At 46.4% G+C, this 14912-nt stretch carries 11 protein-coding genes; all 11 read right to left on the minus strand.

Annotated features, from left to right (window positions below; genetic code table 11):
- Position 1 precedes the first annotated feature (1 nt).
- The 11 genes from PNC201_RS05415 to PNC201_RS05465 all read right to left on the minus strand — a co-directional run bounded on the left by PNC201_RS05415 (position 2) and on the right by PNC201_RS05465 (position 14807).
- Positions 2-4555, minus strand: a complete 4554-nt coding sequence (locus PNC201_RS05415) for a non-ribosomal peptide synthetase (protein ID WP_102056426.1) — start codon at positions 4553-4555, stop codon at positions 2-4.
- Positions 4556-4578: 23 nt separating this feature from the next.
- The gene (locus tag PNC201_RS05420) at positions 4579-5334 is read right to left on the minus strand and encodes a thioesterase II family protein (RefSeq protein WP_102056427.1); all 756 of its coding nucleotides are present in this window, start codon (positions 5332-5334) and stop codon (positions 4579-4581) included.
- Positions 5331-6038 (minus strand): hypothetical protein, encoded by a 708-nt coding sequence (locus tag PNC201_RS05425; protein ID WP_102056428.1) that lies wholly within the window; start codon positions 6036-6038, stop codon positions 5331-5333. Before PNC201_RS05425 ends, PNC201_RS05420 begins: the two co-directional genes overlap by 4 nt.
- Complete coding sequence (locus PNC201_RS05430; RefSeq protein WP_010606256.1) at positions 6035-6766, minus strand: SDR family NAD(P)-dependent oxidoreductase; 732 nt, start codon at positions 6764-6766, stop codon at positions 6035-6037. Before PNC201_RS05430 ends, PNC201_RS05425 begins: the two co-directional genes overlap by 4 nt.
- An 11-nt stretch (positions 6767-6777) precedes the next feature.
- Positions 6778-7176, minus strand: coding sequence for a 3-hydroxyacyl-ACP dehydratase FabZ (gene fabZ, locus PNC201_RS05435; RefSeq protein ID WP_010369411.1), 399 nt, complete (start codon positions 7174-7176; stop codon positions 6778-6780).
- Positions 7173-8288: an ABC transporter permease gene (locus PNC201_RS05440; RefSeq protein WP_010369409.1), complete on the minus strand. Its 1116-nt coding sequence runs from the start codon at positions 8286-8288 to the stop codon at positions 7173-7175. The genes fabZ and PNC201_RS05440 overlap by 4 nt, the downstream gene beginning before the upstream one ends.
- Positions 8281-9048 (minus strand): ABC transporter ATP-binding protein, encoded by a 768-nt coding sequence (locus tag PNC201_RS05445; RefSeq protein ID WP_010369407.1) that lies wholly within the window; start codon positions 9046-9048, stop codon positions 8281-8283. Before PNC201_RS05445 ends, PNC201_RS05440 begins: the two co-directional genes overlap by 8 nt.
- Position 9049: 1 nt before the next feature.
- Positions 9050-11233 carry a beta-ketoacyl-[acyl-carrier-protein] synthase family protein gene (locus PNC201_RS05450; RefSeq protein WP_102056429.1) on the minus strand — a complete coding sequence of 728 codons (2184 nt, stop codon included), beginning with the start codon at positions 11231-11233 and terminating at the stop codon, positions 9050-9052.
- Entirely contained in the window at positions 11226-12722 is a 1497-nt protein-coding gene (locus PNC201_RS05455) for an AMP-binding protein (protein ID WP_102056430.1), read from the minus strand. Before PNC201_RS05455 ends, PNC201_RS05450 begins: the two co-directional genes overlap by 8 nt.
- A gap of 34 nt (positions 12723-12756) precedes the next feature.
- Positions 12757-13050, minus strand: a complete 294-nt coding sequence (locus PNC201_RS05460) for a phosphopantetheine-binding protein (RefSeq protein WP_010369398.1) — start codon at positions 13048-13050, stop codon at positions 12757-12759.
- Between the two features lie 137 nt (positions 13051-13187).
- Positions 13188-14807, minus strand: coding sequence for an HAL/PAL/TAL family ammonia-lyase (locus tag PNC201_RS05465; protein WP_010606259.1), 1620 nt, complete (start codon positions 14805-14807; stop codon positions 13188-13190).
- Positions 14808-14912 lie beyond the last annotated feature (105 nt).

Below are 14912 nucleotides of genomic sequence, written 5' to 3' on the forward strand. Positions count from 1 at the left end.
TTTAAATCTCTAATTCTTGTGTTTTTTCAGACTGAGTCGTGGTTTGTTCTAGTTGTGTTTCACTTAACTGAGATTGCAGTGCAGCTAGTTGATCCTGAGAAAGCGAGCCCGCGCCAAAGTCGCTAGGGGTGCTTACACCGCCGCGCTTTTTCGCCTCGAGCGCCGTATCCAATACGTCATGTAGCGCTTGTGTTAAGTGAGTAGCGAAGGCATCGGTAAGATTGCCATCTAGTAATGAATCCACTTTGATCCTGAGTTGTTCGCCCTGAACTAGCGCATTGATATCGAGGATCAGATCCGAGCCGTTTTGTGCAGAACTTGTCTCGGTTTGCAGTTGGTTGTCTATCTGCCAAAGCGCATCGCTTTGCCCACCCATTTGGCCCAGGTAGTTAAAGCTGATACTTGGCAACGTTAAGCTGGTGTCTTGCAGTTGTGCACTACCAAAACCAAGACCTTTATTCGGGATCTGGCGTAGCGCTTCTTTGGCATCAATAATGGTGTCGCTTAGTGTCGCTTGTTGAGTCAGGCGTAGCGGGTACAAACAAGTGAACCAGCCAATTGTTTGGTTGATATCAGCATCATCACGCCACATTTCACGACCATGACTTTCCAACGTGATAGCATGCTGAGTTTGCTTAAAGGTTTTACTCAATGCTTGGCACAAAGCAGCCAGTAGTAACTCTTCACCTTGCGTATTGAAGCCTGCATTCGCGTCACGTATGAAGCGGGCCGTGGTGTGCGCGTCTAGCTCTAACCAAGCGGTTGACGGTGTTGCAGCCATGCTTGGCGGATAGCTTGGCAAGTTGGTTGCTAAACGCTGCCAAAATGCCATTTCTTGCGGGTGTGCTGCCGGGTACGCTTGCATCATTTCTACCCACTGTCGATAGCTGGTGCGTTTACTCAGCAACTCTCCTTGTGCTAAAAGGGTTTGCAGATCTTGCGCGATGATCCGCCAAGAAACCGCATCGATGATTAAGTGGTGAAGTGCAAAGTGAAGCAGGTCGTAGTCTTCACAAAATGCTTCGATATGTGTAACTTGCCAAAGTGGGCCATTACAAATATCGAACTGGCTTTGTCGCGCGTTGAGCTCTGCTTGTACATCGTGTGACTTGCCGTTAAGGACGTTGAGTGGCGCCATGGTACTCACATCGTTATATTCTTGCGTAATATGGCCTTCAAATTCCATAAAGGTTGTGCGCAACATATCATGTTGATCACTTAAACTGTGTAGCGCCTCTTGTAATTGAATTTGGCTAAAGCCGCTTGGGATCCTGATTGCAAATGCCTGATTCCAATGATTCTCCTCCGGTAGTGCTTTATTGAAAAACCATTGTTGAATTGGCAGTAGATCAAAGCGTCCGCTCAGCAGGCCTTGCTCCTGTGTTATCTCTCGTTGATTCGCTTGTACGCTAACAATACGCTGACTTAACGCCGCTGCAGTTGGACAATCAAAGATATCTTTCACTTGCAGTTCAATGCCTTGCTTTCTGAGCAAAGCAACGAGTTGAATCGTGAGAATAGAATCACCACCGATAGCAAAGAAATCATCTTTGGTGCTCACTTGCTCAACACCAAGCAAAGTTTTAAATGCTTCACACAGTTGCGCTTCCGTTTCGTCTTGCGGCGCCACATATTCGCTTTGGCTTACCAGTTCAGGCTCTGGCAACGCTTTACGGTCTAATTTACCGTTGCCAGTCAAAGGTATTTCCGCAAGCTCAGTCCACGTTTTTGGCTGCATATAACTGGGTAGCGCTTGACTCACATGGGCTTTCACTTGGGCAGTTTGGCCGTGATGTTGTGGCTTAAACTTGATATAAGCGGCTAGGTAGGGAACACTTTGTAGGGTACGGTCGATAACCACCGCTTGGGCAACTTCTGGCAATTGGTTGATCACGCTTTCGATTTCACCCAGTTCAATACGGTAGCCACGGATCTTCACCTGATTATCGTTACGACCGATATACTCCAACTCACCATCCGGCAGGCGTCTTGCCAAGTCACCGGTTTTATACAGTCTGGCTCGTCCTTGTTGAATATCTTGTTCGCTTGCGTACGGGCTGCTAATAAAGCGTTCTTGACTGAGCGCTTCGCGGTTTAAATAACCACGAGCAAGACCTGCACCGCCAATATATAACTCACCGCAGGCACCGGGTTCGACCAACTGCAATTTGGAATTTAGTACGTACGCTTTCATATCTAATATGGGTCTACCGATATGAGAGGCTTTAGAACTTGATTGTTGCGTGAGTGCTTTATAGGTGACATGCACCGTGGTTTCAGTGATCCCATACATGTTGACCAATAGCGGCTGTTCATCGCCGTAGCAGTTCCACCAAGGGTTGAGCATTTCGGGGTTAAGTTTGTCACCACCGAAAATCACATACCTCAGTTTGTCAAAATTCAATTTTGCGCTTAGTGCCGCTGCACTAAATTCATAGAATGCGGCAGGAGTCTGATTAAGCACAGTCACTTGATTATCTGAGCAGTAGTCTGCAAAGGCCTCAAAATCGCGGATCAGGTTGTTGTCAGGAATACAGAGTTTACCGCCATAAAGTAGGGCACCCCACATTTCCCATACACTAAAGTCAAAAGTATTGGCATGGTAAAGCACCCAAGTATCGTGATGGTCAAAGCCATAATCTTGTTCCGTTGCCGTGAACAATCGAGCGACGTTTTCATGAGTTTGCATCACGCCTTTTGGTTGGCCTGTCGTACCCGAGGTATAAATGATGTATACCAAATCCTGCGGTGATTGGTTTATGACAGGGGCTGTGTCGCTTTGTTGCTGGGCATTGAGTGGTGTAACTAATGGGCAAGCCACCTCCGCCAAACGGCATTTTTCTTGTGCAGCGGCATACTCTTGCTCATCGACAATCAATAGGCTTGGGTTAGTATCACTTAGAATAAAGGTTGTTCGCTCGCTGGCATGGTCGGGAGACAGCGGCACATAAGCCGCACCCGCTTTAGTGACAGCAAGAATTGCAATCAGCATCTCGATAGAAGGCTGCATGTACAGCGCAATTAACGTATCTGCAGTGAGGGGTTGTTGATACTGAGACTGATATTGCTCCCGTAAATGCAAGGCAAGGGCGTTGGCTCTGGCGTTAAGGGTTTTATAATCGATAGATTGTGTTTGGGTTTGTAGCGCGATTTGATCTGGGTGTTTACTTACCGCTTGTTCAAACCAGTGATTTAAAGTGGTGTCGGAAAAGAACGTTTCATTATCTTGATTGCTGCGCGCCAAGATCAGCTTTTGCTCTTCTTCATCCAGTACAGGCAGCTCGGCGATATTAAGATCGCTAGAGTGGGTAAGTAATTCAATAAAGCGCGCCTGAATATCGGTGATCCGTGTCATTGCCACGCGAGAAAAGACAGACTTAGCGGCGACCACTTTACGACAAAGGCCACCTTCGGTTTCAAAATGCGTAAATTCGATATCAAATTGTGAAACACCAGGCTCAATGGATACCCCTTTGATAATGGTATCTCCCGCTGTGCCCAAAGCAAGTTCGTACCCTTGGCGACCAATCATCAACGGGGTGATCCCTGGACGAATGCCATTGCTTTTTAGTTTGGCTAAGTAGTTACAGGTGACATTAATATGCTTCGCAGCGTCTTTATTATTATTTCCTGACAGCAGTAATTGGGTGAGCTGGTTACTGACTTCACTGATAAGCGATGCGCCTGTGTACTGCTCAATATCGCAAATAGAAACCGTTTCAACGTCTGAGTAATGACCTAAGATCGCACGGGTTTTACGGGTGCGGCGAGCCATCGGGATCCCTATGGTCAAATCGGTTTGCCCAGTGGTATGAAATAAAGTCAAAAAGACGCTGGCAAGCACGACGCTAAAACTCGTGACGCCAGCTTGAGAGGCTACCTGTTTTACTTGTTTGAGTGCCTCTGGGTTTTCTTCACGAAACGCGATGCCGTCATAATGGTGCGCTAGTGCCTCAGTATTACTCTGGTAAAAATCGATAGGATAGAGTTCGCTCTGTTGTGAAGTTGCTGCACGCTCAGGCTTTTCTTCAAACATCACTTGATAATCAAGGGGGGCGAGATCAAGTTCAGAGTTATCAAGCACCGCTTCTATACATGCGAGTAAATCGCTCATCAGTACTTGCAATGCCCACTGGTCACAGTTGATGTGATGCCCTTTGATGGTCAATAGCAAACGAGTTTCTGAGCTACAAGCGTAGAATTGAAAGGTCTCTTTAGTGATATCGATAGCTTGCTCAATTAAGGTTTTGGCGGTGACAGAGTCACTAAAAGCGGCAATCTCATCAGGCACGGCTAATAACTTAGGGGCACTGGCTAATAATTCGAGTTGTGGCTCGCCATGAGCCTCATCAATACGACTCGATAAAACAGGGTGTCTTGCAAATAGCAACACTAAGGCTCGCTCTAGCGCCTCGGCTGTGAGCCCGCCGGTAAATTGTACCGCGCAAGCGATGTTATATACTGGATTTGCCAAATCAAGCTGTTGGGCTTGCCATACGTGAAGTTGCCTCGTTGTCAGTGACTTGAAATTGGCGGAATTGGACTGTGAGTTCATTGCGTGATCCTTGTTTTTTCGCCTTAACACAACGGCTTTTGCCAGTTTGCTTTTTGGTATTTTGTTTGCTGCAAGCGTGCTAGGTGTCGCGCTACTGCGGCGACAATCACCTCACACGCCAGCGTTGGGCGTTGTTGTAAATACATATGACCGCCATCGACATGATGGTATTGAAAATAGTTCTCGCAGTACTCAGACCAAGCTTGGTGTGACTCAGGCTTAACCAAGTGATCTTGTGTGGCGAGGATCAGTTCGACCGGCATCGTTAACGTAATGTCAGTACTGACGGGTTGCTCGGCTAACATAAAGTCGTCTTTAAACATGGCGGCCACAACCGCTTCTACGTCCTTCGTTAAACGATGTTTAGGCAGCATGTCGAGATGATATAAAGTCGTGAGCAAGTCCGAGTCAGTCAATTTTGAGTACTGGGTAGCCGAGGGAATACTTGGCGCGCGACACCCTGATAGACAGAGTAAATCCGGTGTTGTCAGTGCGTGTTTAGCAAGATGATCGGCAAGCTTATAAGCCACCATCCCGCCAAGACTGTGACCAAAAAACACGCACAACCGCTCACTACGCGGCTGAAGTTGCGTGCTACTACTTAGGTGACTAAGTGCCTCATCCCAGTCCCGTAAAGATTGCATGCCTGCTTTAGTACCACGGCCCGGTAAGTCGATGCCGTGGAGTTGCCAATGCGCAGGTAAATGTTTGGCCCATTCCCTAAAAAACAAAGAAGAGCCACCTGCGTGATGGAAACAGTATAAGTCAACCGGCATCATAGCTTGAGCTCCAGCGTTGGTGTGAATGCGATGGATTGACCGGTGAGCATGGTGTTGGTTTTCATAAAGTTGACTAGGTATTCCACCAAGTCTTGATAGCTGTATACCGCAGGTCGTGCACCCAATACGCCTCCTTTTAGGTTGCGCTTTTGGATTCTTGCGGCTTTGCTATCGGTAGCCAGTAGCGGTAACACAAAACTGTTAACTGCCAGCTTGCTACCTTGATACTCGCGCGCGAGCGTCATCATCAACGCATTATGAGCGTGGTTACAGACACTGGCGGTGGCTTCTAATTCGTAATTTAAGGTGTCTGATTGAGTTAAAAAGACGAGGTTTCCACCACTTACTCTGAGGTTGTCCGCGATGACTCTGAGGACCGAAAATACGCTTTCTAGACGCGCAATCACTTGCTCGCCAACGGCAATGTCTTCGAGTAGATTGCTTTCATCAAGGCGATTGGCACAATGCAGTACCATCACTTCTTGCTGATTATTATTGAGTTCAAACCAATCTAGTAATGTATTGGTATTTAACTCCGAGAGGGGAGCGTTGAGGTGGATATGGCTCGCTTCTGGATTATGCTCGAGCACCTCAGCACTTGCATTGATAAGGAGTAACGGATGTTTTTGCGACAGCAAATGGGTAACGAAGTGGCTATCAAACTCACTTGTTGGATAAAGTAAAATAAACGCTTGAGCATTCATACCGCAAGCCCTCCATCCAAACGAAGCACATTTCCAGTTTGGTAGTTAGAGGCGCTAGAAGCGAGATATAGCGTGGCATCAGCAATTTCTTTGACACTCCCAACACGACCTAGTGCGGTATGTTTAAGCACCGGGTTGATAATGCTTGCGGGGATATCATCAATCATATCGGTTGCAATAAACGTCGGAGCGAGTGCGTTACAGTAAACACCACAGTGACCATATTGCCGTGCAATAGTCCGAGTGAGGCCAATAATTGCGCCTTTTGAGGTCGCGTAGTTGGCTTGGCCTTCACGTCCGCTTATTCCACTTTGCGACACCATGTTGATGATCTTGCCTGCACCTTGCTTAGTCATGACTGGTAACACCGCTTGGCAACACAGCAATGTACCCTTGAAGTTGATATCTAACACGTTATGAAAAGCGTCGTACGACATCTGAGAGAACAAGCTATCATTCGTGATCCCAGCGTTATTCACTAACACATCAACCCGACCCGTGTCGCTTATCGCTTGGCGAATAGCGGAGTTGACGAACTCGCTGTCGGTAATATTGCCGCTTTGTTGAGTGAAACGAGCTTGATACTCAGGTTTGTGTAACTCCGCGATGGGGGTTTGTGTGCGACAAATACCGTATACTCGAGCACCACCTTGCAAAAAGGCGAGTGCGATGCCTTTGCCTATCCCTTTGGATACGCCAGTCACTACTACTGTCTTTCCAGTAAACACAACCAAGTTCCTTAATCCGTGTAAACAATCGTGAGTTCGGCTTTTGCAACCAACTCATCTTCAACGTGTGCTTGTGCTTTAAAGCGCGCCATCGCACCAAATTCAGTTTCTAGTTTTGCCGTTACTTTAATGATTTCGCCGGGGCGAACAGGGCGACTAAATTTGGCTTTTTCTATGGAAGACAGCATGCCTCCTTTGTGCGTGTTGTTGCAGCACAAGCCGCTGATCTGCGCCATGGTCTCAATGATTAACACACCCGGGAAAATAGGCTCATCCGGAAAATGTCCTTGGAGGCCTGGTTCGTTATGCGAGACAAACTTTAGTCCAACAATCATCTCTCCCGGTGAATGTTCGATTATCTTGTCTGCAAACTTAAATGGTGCCTTGTGCGGCAAGTTATCGGTGATCATGATTTTTCATCTCCCCAGTCAAAGCAGAAGTAAACGATGAGGAAGAACACCACGCTGGTGACGCCTAAAATAATCAGTTGACGACTTACCGCAGCCAGTTCAACGCCTTGGTTTGCGACTAAGCGCAGTGCATCCAAAAACGCAGTGGTTGGCAGTAACGAAACTATTTCTCGCAGTAGAGTGGGGAAGTTAGCGGTGTCGAAATAGATGCCCGATAAAAACATCAACGGAAAGTAAAGTAAGTTAGCTATCCCTGATGAGACTTCAACCCGTTGGCTACGGGCGCCGACTAACACGCCGAGCATACAGATACAAAATGAACCGAGTGCCATTACTGCAATGATATCCAGCACGTTTCCTTGCAGCGTGTAACCAAATAAAAAGTGAAATGCGACGAACAGAATCAGCATTTGGAACACCAGCAAGAATAAGCGTGCGAGCACGATCCCAATGATGTAATCACGGCGTTTGAAAGGAGAAAGGCGTAGACGTTTAAAAAAGCCGTTTTGTCTGTCCGAAACTAAACTGTTGGCAATCGACACCAGTGCTAAACCAAGGACTTGTAACACGATGATCCCCGGGATCAACCAGTCAGTGTAACGATAACCTTTGACGCTAATGACATTGCTTCGCATCTCTTCGCCGTTAGCTTGCGCTTTAAGACGCAATAGATAGTTACGTGCCATTAACGATTCATCGGAGTTATGAGTAGAAAACATAGCGTTGGGGGCAAGGTAAACTTCAGGGCTCACCTCATTTTGCAGCTTACGTAGCACTGAGCCTGGTGAGCTGATCACTTCCGCCAGCTGAGCAGAAGCAAAGCTGTCTTCCAGCACAATTGAATCGGTTTGTGAGAGGCGGGTAACGGTAACGAGTGGATCTTCTTCCATCGCTTTAAGCCATTTCTGTTCAATTTGCTCGCCATGCATCACCACCACATTCATAGGAGACATTTTTGGTCCACCGGAGAAGGCTTGGATCAACAATAGGGCGATAAAAATAGGTAAACCGAATGTCCATAGCAATACCGCTTTATCACGGAAAAAAGGTCGAATATTGACCATCATTAATTGCCAAAATGGATATAACTTAGTTTGACTTAACTCAGGCATAACTTTCCCTCTCCATCGTGGAACCTGTGAGTTTCAAAAATACGTCGTTGAGTGTGGCTTTTCTGGGTTCTTTAATCACCGGAGTCTCAAAGGTGCGATTAATAATGTCGCTTGGCGCGCCTGACTCTATGATTTGACCTGAATTAATGATGGCTAAGTTGTCGCATAAGAACTCTGCCTCATCCATGTAGTGCGTCGTTAACATCACACAGGTACCAGCTTCTTTGAGATCTTTAATGATGTGCCAAAACTCCTGGCGACTCGTGGGGTCAAGTCCCGTAGTTGGCTCATCTAAAAACACCAACTTGGGCTGGCCAACCACTGCCATCGCCAAAAATACGCGTTGCTTTTGTCCACCGCTGAGTTCGCTTAGCCAAGCGTCCTTTTTCTCGCTTAAATTGAAGCGCTCAAGCAGCGTATCAATTGGCGTGTAGCTTGGGTAAAAGCTGGCAAATAGCTCGACGCACTCTTTTACTTTGAGTTTTTCGTAGAGGTTATTGTGTTGCATCACGCCACCCATAAGGCTGCGAAGTTTGGTTTCGTGTTGCTTCCAATTAAGACCGAATAACGTCACTTCACCTGACGTTGCACTACGCAAGCCCTGAAGTATTTCCAACGTCGTGGTTTTTCCGGCGCCATTGGGCCCAAGGAGTCCAAAACATTCGCCTTCGCTAACGCTAAAAGAGACGTCATCGACGGCAACTTTTCGTGTTCTTTTGTAGACCTTCCTTAAGTTCTTCACTTCGATCACGGTCGTCATCTTATTTCCTTACTGTTCGTAAAATACATCCCGTCATACTTCCCGCGAGATTAACGCTTAGGAGTAGGGTTTGATCTAACTCGGTATCACCAGCTGGGGTGTTGAGTGCATGCATTAGCGCACGCACTGCTAATTCTGTACTGTGTAGAGGCGTGGTTTGTGGCTGATATTTTATAAGTTGGGCCTGTGGTAAATGGCTGTCCAAGCTTGCTGCAATGGTGGCAAACGCTTCATCGTGATAAGTACTTAACACGACATTGCCCACTTGGCTCAGCTTCCTAGCATGGCTTGCTAATAATCTGTCTAGTGCTTGATGTTCCTGCGCATCATTGATTTGAATAAAATCAATGATTTCTGCGAGAGGTTGGTAGCCTGCCGGTAACACTTCGCTGGTTGCCAAGAGCGCCGCGCTGGAAAAATGACCGATATCTGCTTGGAATTGATGTGCAGCCCAGACTTGCTGCGAGAGTGCAGTATCGTCTTGCGAGCTACATACCATCGCATATCGACTTCGACCTTCACGCATATCAAGTGCTGCGCTCCAAAGCGCATGTAAAAAGTCATTGCCTAAATCACTCACACAAGTGGCCGAGTTTTTAAAGCTGAAGCCGAGTGCCAGTTGGCCTAATGTGGCATTGACGACGGTATTGGGGAAATGCGTACTTTTTAGCTCTGCAATGCCATCTTGAAATGATGCGAGGTTTTTATCTAAGGTTTCCAGCGAACCAATGGGATTAGCATAGTAGGCTGCGAATTCTGGCAGTGGTAATTGCGCAAGATCGAGATCGCTGTCTTGTAAGGTAAATTGGCAGGCACCCAAGGCAAATTGTGCAACACACGGTGTACGGCGCTGGAAAAGTGCAGGGAACTGCTGTTTTAAGTTAAATTCAGCAAAGTGGTCGGTGCTATTTTGTCTAGCATTGTATACTTCAGTATCAGACAGGCTGGTGGCAGCAAGTAGGTACACCGGATTTGGCGCCGTGTTAATCGACGTTTTCTGATGTTTACTGAGTAGCATGCTGGTGTTGTGGCCACCAAACGCTGAGTTAGTCACTGCAAAAACATCAACAACCTGAGGTTTCGCCTGATTGGTCACTAATTGATATGCTTGGCAACAAGACCTTATTGAGTCGACACCCAGTGTTGCTGGTAGAAGCCCTTCATCCTGACTGACCAAAGTTGAAATAAGTTCTACGGCACCAGCGGCACCAAGGGTATGACCAAAGTAAGATTTACTACTTGAAACCGAGACGTCGCGCATGGCCTGTTCACCAATGGCTGATTGGATCCCTTTTAGCTCTGCGCCATCATTTGCTGGCGTACCAGTCCCGTGGCTGTTGATATATTCAATATCACTTGCTGCAACGGGCGCATAGGACAATGTCTGCGTAAAAGCGCGGCGTACACCATCGCCCTCGGGGTTAGGCGCTGTAGCGTGGTGAGCATCTAAGCTCGACCCTGTCGCGAGCAACTGATATCGCAGCGTTGCGTTACGCTTATTAGCATGTGTTTGCGATTCAAAGACTAAAAAACCTGCGCCTTCACCTAAACTTAATCCCATTTTTTCGCTGTACGGAGCACAAGGTTCAGGACTCAAGGACTGTACCGACTGAAAGCCGCCGTAAACTAGCTCGCTGAGGGCATCTGCACCGCCAGCAATGACAACATCTGCTTGGTCATTTTCGATAAGTTGCTTAGCAAAAGCAATGGCACTGCTACTTGCGGTACAGGCCGAGGTGAAAGTCATTACAGGGCCCTGAATATCGAAGTGGCGGCTGACATCGGTTGCAATTTGATGTGGTGGATAAAACTTAAACCCTAGTTGATGCTGACCTTTAAGGCTCTCCATCAATGAAAACATACCGCAGTTTGCATTACCGAGAATAAATGCCACACGGGTACTGTCCATCTCAGTTAAGGCTAAATTTGCATGCTCAAGTGCTTCTGTAACGGCATGGATAGCGTATTGGCTCGCCAGATCCATATCAAAATGTTCTGCGCTGTGGTGCTCGTAGTTGATAGCGAGCGCCCCAACATTGTGTGTTAGTCCCTGTGTGTCGAAACGATTAATGCGGTCAATACCAGTGCGGTTTTCCTTGATGCTAGTTAGCAGCGCTTGGCGATTTTCGCCCGCTGCACAGAGCACACCATAACCAGTAATGAAAGTTTGTTGTTTATTATTCATGTACGCATTCCTGTAGTGCCGAGAGGGTGATTTTGCCGAGCTCGTTTTCTGGAAATTGCGCCAAAAAATGAACCTGCGGCGTGGGTAAATCTTTAAACCAACTTCTGATGTCCTGAAGTGTAGGGATGCAAGATAGTCCTTCGACAAAGGCGACCAGCTCGCCCCCTTTATTATTGTTATTGTCCTCGATAAAAAACACGCGATGGCGAAGTCCCGCAAAGCGTTCTTGGAGGATTTTTTCTATACTTTGTAGCGAGTAGCGTTTACCTGCATACTTAAATATTTGGTCTGCGCGCCCACCGTGTGTGAATTGGTTTTCATTGCTGAAAATCAGCTTATCTTTGAGCTCAAACTCTTCACAATTAGCCACTAAAAACGGCGATCTCAACATGGTTTTACGCTCGGCATTTTGATAAATGTCGACCGCAGTGAACTTAGTAAAGTGTGTTTCGTTGTTGCCTAATGGACGATAGCCGATACCGCCGGTTTCAGTGCTGCCTAGTACCTCAAAAGCTTGTATTGAAAGCGATAGGGAAGAAATAAGGTCGGCAAGCTTTTGCTCTTTCTCACCTTTGAATGGTGCACCTGAGCTTATTAAGTAACAGTGGTTTTGACTTAACTGATCGGCCACAAAATCAAACATAGTTGGCGTTAAGATCACACCTACCTGTTTATCTCTTACTGGTTGTAAATCCGGTGTAGAACCAAGTTCGTAACACACCGGTTTGCCAAGTTGCAGAGGGAGCATAAATGCCCAAATAAAACCGAACATGTGGCGGATATCAACGCAGGCACAGAAATAATCTACTGCGTCAAACGAGAAAGTGTCAGCAAAGGTGACAGCTTCTGCATGGAGTGAGGCGATGGATTTATGCCAAGTTTGTGGCTTGCCTGTGCTGCCTGACGTTTCAAAGCCAATTGTCTTATCGCTATGCTGTTGTAAAAATGCCGTCATGGAATGAAACGGAACTTCTACCTCTTGATTGGCAAGCGGGAGTTCTCGCCAGCTAAACGCATTGGCGTTCGCGGCCGCATTCGCACTTAATACCGGAGTGATATTGTGCGCTAATAACACCATAGTGCTCACAATGATATCGCAGGGCGTGCTGTCTTTGATAAGGCGAACCTGACCGTTGATCTCGCACTCTAGACTACGCTGTATCAGTGCTAGTAAATCGGTCTCGTTGAGAGAGGTGACTTGATCTGCCCAAGTCTCCAAGGGTGTTGCTTGTTTTTGTTGCGTTAAGTTTAACGCTATTTGACGTGTTAGAGTCGCCAAAGTTACAGTGCTCAATTCGCCCAAGTCTTTTAATTGGAACGCTTTTTTACATGCAGCAGATAACTGCATAAGGTCGACCGAGTCGAGAAACAGTGGCGCCTCAATTAAATTGGCGTCGTCACTTAGTACGTCTAGTTGTTCTTTATCTACTTCTAACTCAGCTTCAATCAGTTGCATGAGTGTTGAACGAATGGCACTGTATGTTTGCATGGTGTCCTTCCAAGCGAAAATGGTTACGGTCAGGTCAACAAGCTTCAGCTGTTGTTTGTGCTTCAACTTGTTCGTGAACAAAGCTAGCTAAGGTACTGACGTTTTTCATTTTTTCTTGAATGGTTTGTTCTGGGTAATCTTTGAACTTAAGGTTGTATTTTTTCTCGATAGATACCACAAGATCGAGCACCTCGATGCTGTCTAGATCTAGACCGTCACCGATAAGTTGAGCATCATCTTCGATTTCATCAATGCTATCTACCACTTCTAAATTGTCTACAATGATGTCTTGTTTAATAAATTGTGTTATTGATTCTAAGCTACTCATTTTTATATCCTTTTTAGTTTCTCTGGTGTGTAGTTTACGTCTCATTAGCGGTTTTTGAGCAACAACAAGCCCTAGCTGGCTGCAGTGAAGCTGCCAGCTATAGCGTTATCGTCATCTCAAAAATGACTTAGAGAGGGTTACTGCTCATTAAATAGGGCGTTAACCATATTGTTGATTTCGACATCCATCGGCCTATCTTCAATGACTGGTTGGAAGTTGCTGCTAATTTCGTCGAAAAACTCGCGAGAAAGTGCGTTGAGTTTCTCTGCTTTTGCATCTTTCCCATCAACATAAAATGCCTGGCGGATCGCCATTGCCTGAATAGCAATAACTGGCTTGATAAGATCTGTAATACGACGAAGGTCACGTGCGGCGATGGTGCCCATGCTGACGATGTCTTGGTTTAGTGCTTCTGTTGTGCGTGAAAATACTGACATAGGGCCTGCATTTTTCAGTGCTTCTGCAACAAGAGAAGAAGAGGTAATTTGCATTGCTTTGAAACCGTGGTGTACCCAAGCTTTGTCGCCAAGATCTTCACGCGCAACCAAGTTGTTAGAAATTCCACCGTTAAGACGGTCGTCAACCAAAATGCCTAATTCACGCTCTAGTAAGGCGCCCATGTTTGCAACGAGTGGCTTGAGGGTATCGCACACCGCTGCAACGTGACCACCGTAGAAGTGACCCGCGTTGAGGATAAGGTCGTTCTCATCATCAAATAGTGGGTTATCGTTCACAGAGTTGATTTCAGTCGTTAGGATCTGTGATGCCCACATCTCAGCATCAATTAATGGACCTAACACCTGCGGAGAGCAGCGAATTGAATAGCTATCTTGTAACCTGAACGTTTCTTGCTTGCCAAACTCAATGTTGTCATCGGTGCGGTTTCTGCGACCTAAACGCTGATCGACGTTAGTTAAGCGTTCTAGAATTTTCTCTGCGCAGATCTGCTGTCCGCGGTGTGGTTTGAGTTCGTGTACGCGTTTATGGAATGGCGATGCACGACCTTCGATAAGTTCGACATAAAGCGCGATCAGTTTACAGCTTAAATCAATGCCGCGGCGGATGTCTTTTAGCGCATTCGTGGCGATGGCAGACATAACCGAAGTACCATTCATGATAGCTAAACCTTCTTTCGGCTTTAGCTTGTATGGCGCAATGTTTAGCTCTTCTAACACTTCAGCGGTTTCACGTAGTTGTCCTTGATAGTACACCTTACGCTTACCACCAAGTGCGGCACCGACATAAGAAAGTGGTGTTAAGTCGCCACTCGCACCCACTGAACCCATAGAAGGGATAGCTGGGATGATGCGGTTGTTTAGAAAGGTTTCCATTTGCGCCAGCAATTCCCAACTAACGCCCGAAAAGCCTTTGGCATTACAGTTCATGCGGATCAATAAAGTCGCGGCACAATCAGACTCTGAAAGGTAATCACCAACGCCACAGCCATGATAAGCAATGAGGTTTTGTTGTAATTCTTCAGAGAGAGAAGTCGAAATACGGTTACTTGCTGAGTTACCAAAACCAGTCGTCACGCCGTATATATCTTCTTGATTTGCTAATTTATTGTCCAGGTATTGACGGTTTTGCTCGATTCTAGCTTTTAGTGCCAATTCGTCCAATTTTACTTTGGATAAGGGCTGAGCTGCGTAATCTTGCACTGACTCCAGAGAAAGTGATTGATCTTGCGAGATGAAAACAATACTACCGAGCTTTTTCTCGACCTGAATTGCTTCCTTTTCTGTGTTGTACTGGTTCATGACTTTCCTACTCTGACTAAAATAATGAATCCGATTGTGATTTTCACAATGCTTATATTTTTGTATGGCGGGAAATTGTTTAGAAAACCCAATCATACTTGTTAG

The organism is Pseudoalteromonas sp. NC201 (assembly GCF_002850255.1).
Classification (GTDB): Bacteria; Pseudomonadota; Gammaproteobacteria; order Enterobacterales; family Alteromonadaceae; genus Pseudoalteromonas.

Coding starts and splice junctions, on each gene's coding strand:
- PNC201_RS05415 (WP_102056426.1), bottom strand. CDS start 4,555: ATGAACTCACAGTCCAATTCCGCCAATTTCAAGTCACTGACAACGAGG.
- PNC201_RS05420 (WP_102056427.1), bottom strand. CDS start 5,334: ATGATGCCGGTTGACTTATACTGTTTCCATCACGCAGGTGGCTCTTCT.
- PNC201_RS05425 (WP_102056428.1), bottom strand. CDS start 6,038: ATGAATGCTCAAGCGTTTATTTTACTTTATCCAACAAGTGAGTTTGAT.
- fabZ (WP_010369411.1), bottom strand. CDS start 7,176: ATGATCACCGATAACTTGCCGCACAAGGCACCATTTAAGTTTGCAGAC.
- PNC201_RS05440 (WP_010369409.1), bottom strand. CDS start 8,288: ATGCCTGAGTTAAGTCAAACTAAGTTATATCCATTTTGGCAATTAATG.
- PNC201_RS05445 (WP_010369407.1), bottom strand. CDS start 9,048: ATGACGACCGTGATCGAAGTGAAGAACTTAAGGAAGGTCTACAAAAGA.
- PNC201_RS05450 (WP_102056429.1), bottom strand. CDS start 11,233: ATGAATAATAAACAACAAACTTTCATTACTGGTTATGGTGTGCTCTGT.
- PNC201_RS05455 (WP_102056430.1), bottom strand. CDS start 12,722: ATGCAAACATACAGTGCCATTCGTTCAACACTCATGCAACTGATTGAA.
- PNC201_RS05460 (WP_010369398.1), bottom strand. CDS start 13,050: ATGAGTAGCTTAGAATCAATAACACAATTTATTAAACAAGACATCATT.
- PNC201_RS05465 (WP_010606259.1), bottom strand. CDS start 14,807: ATGAACCAGTACAACACAGAAAAGGAAGCAATTCAGGTCGAGAAAAAG.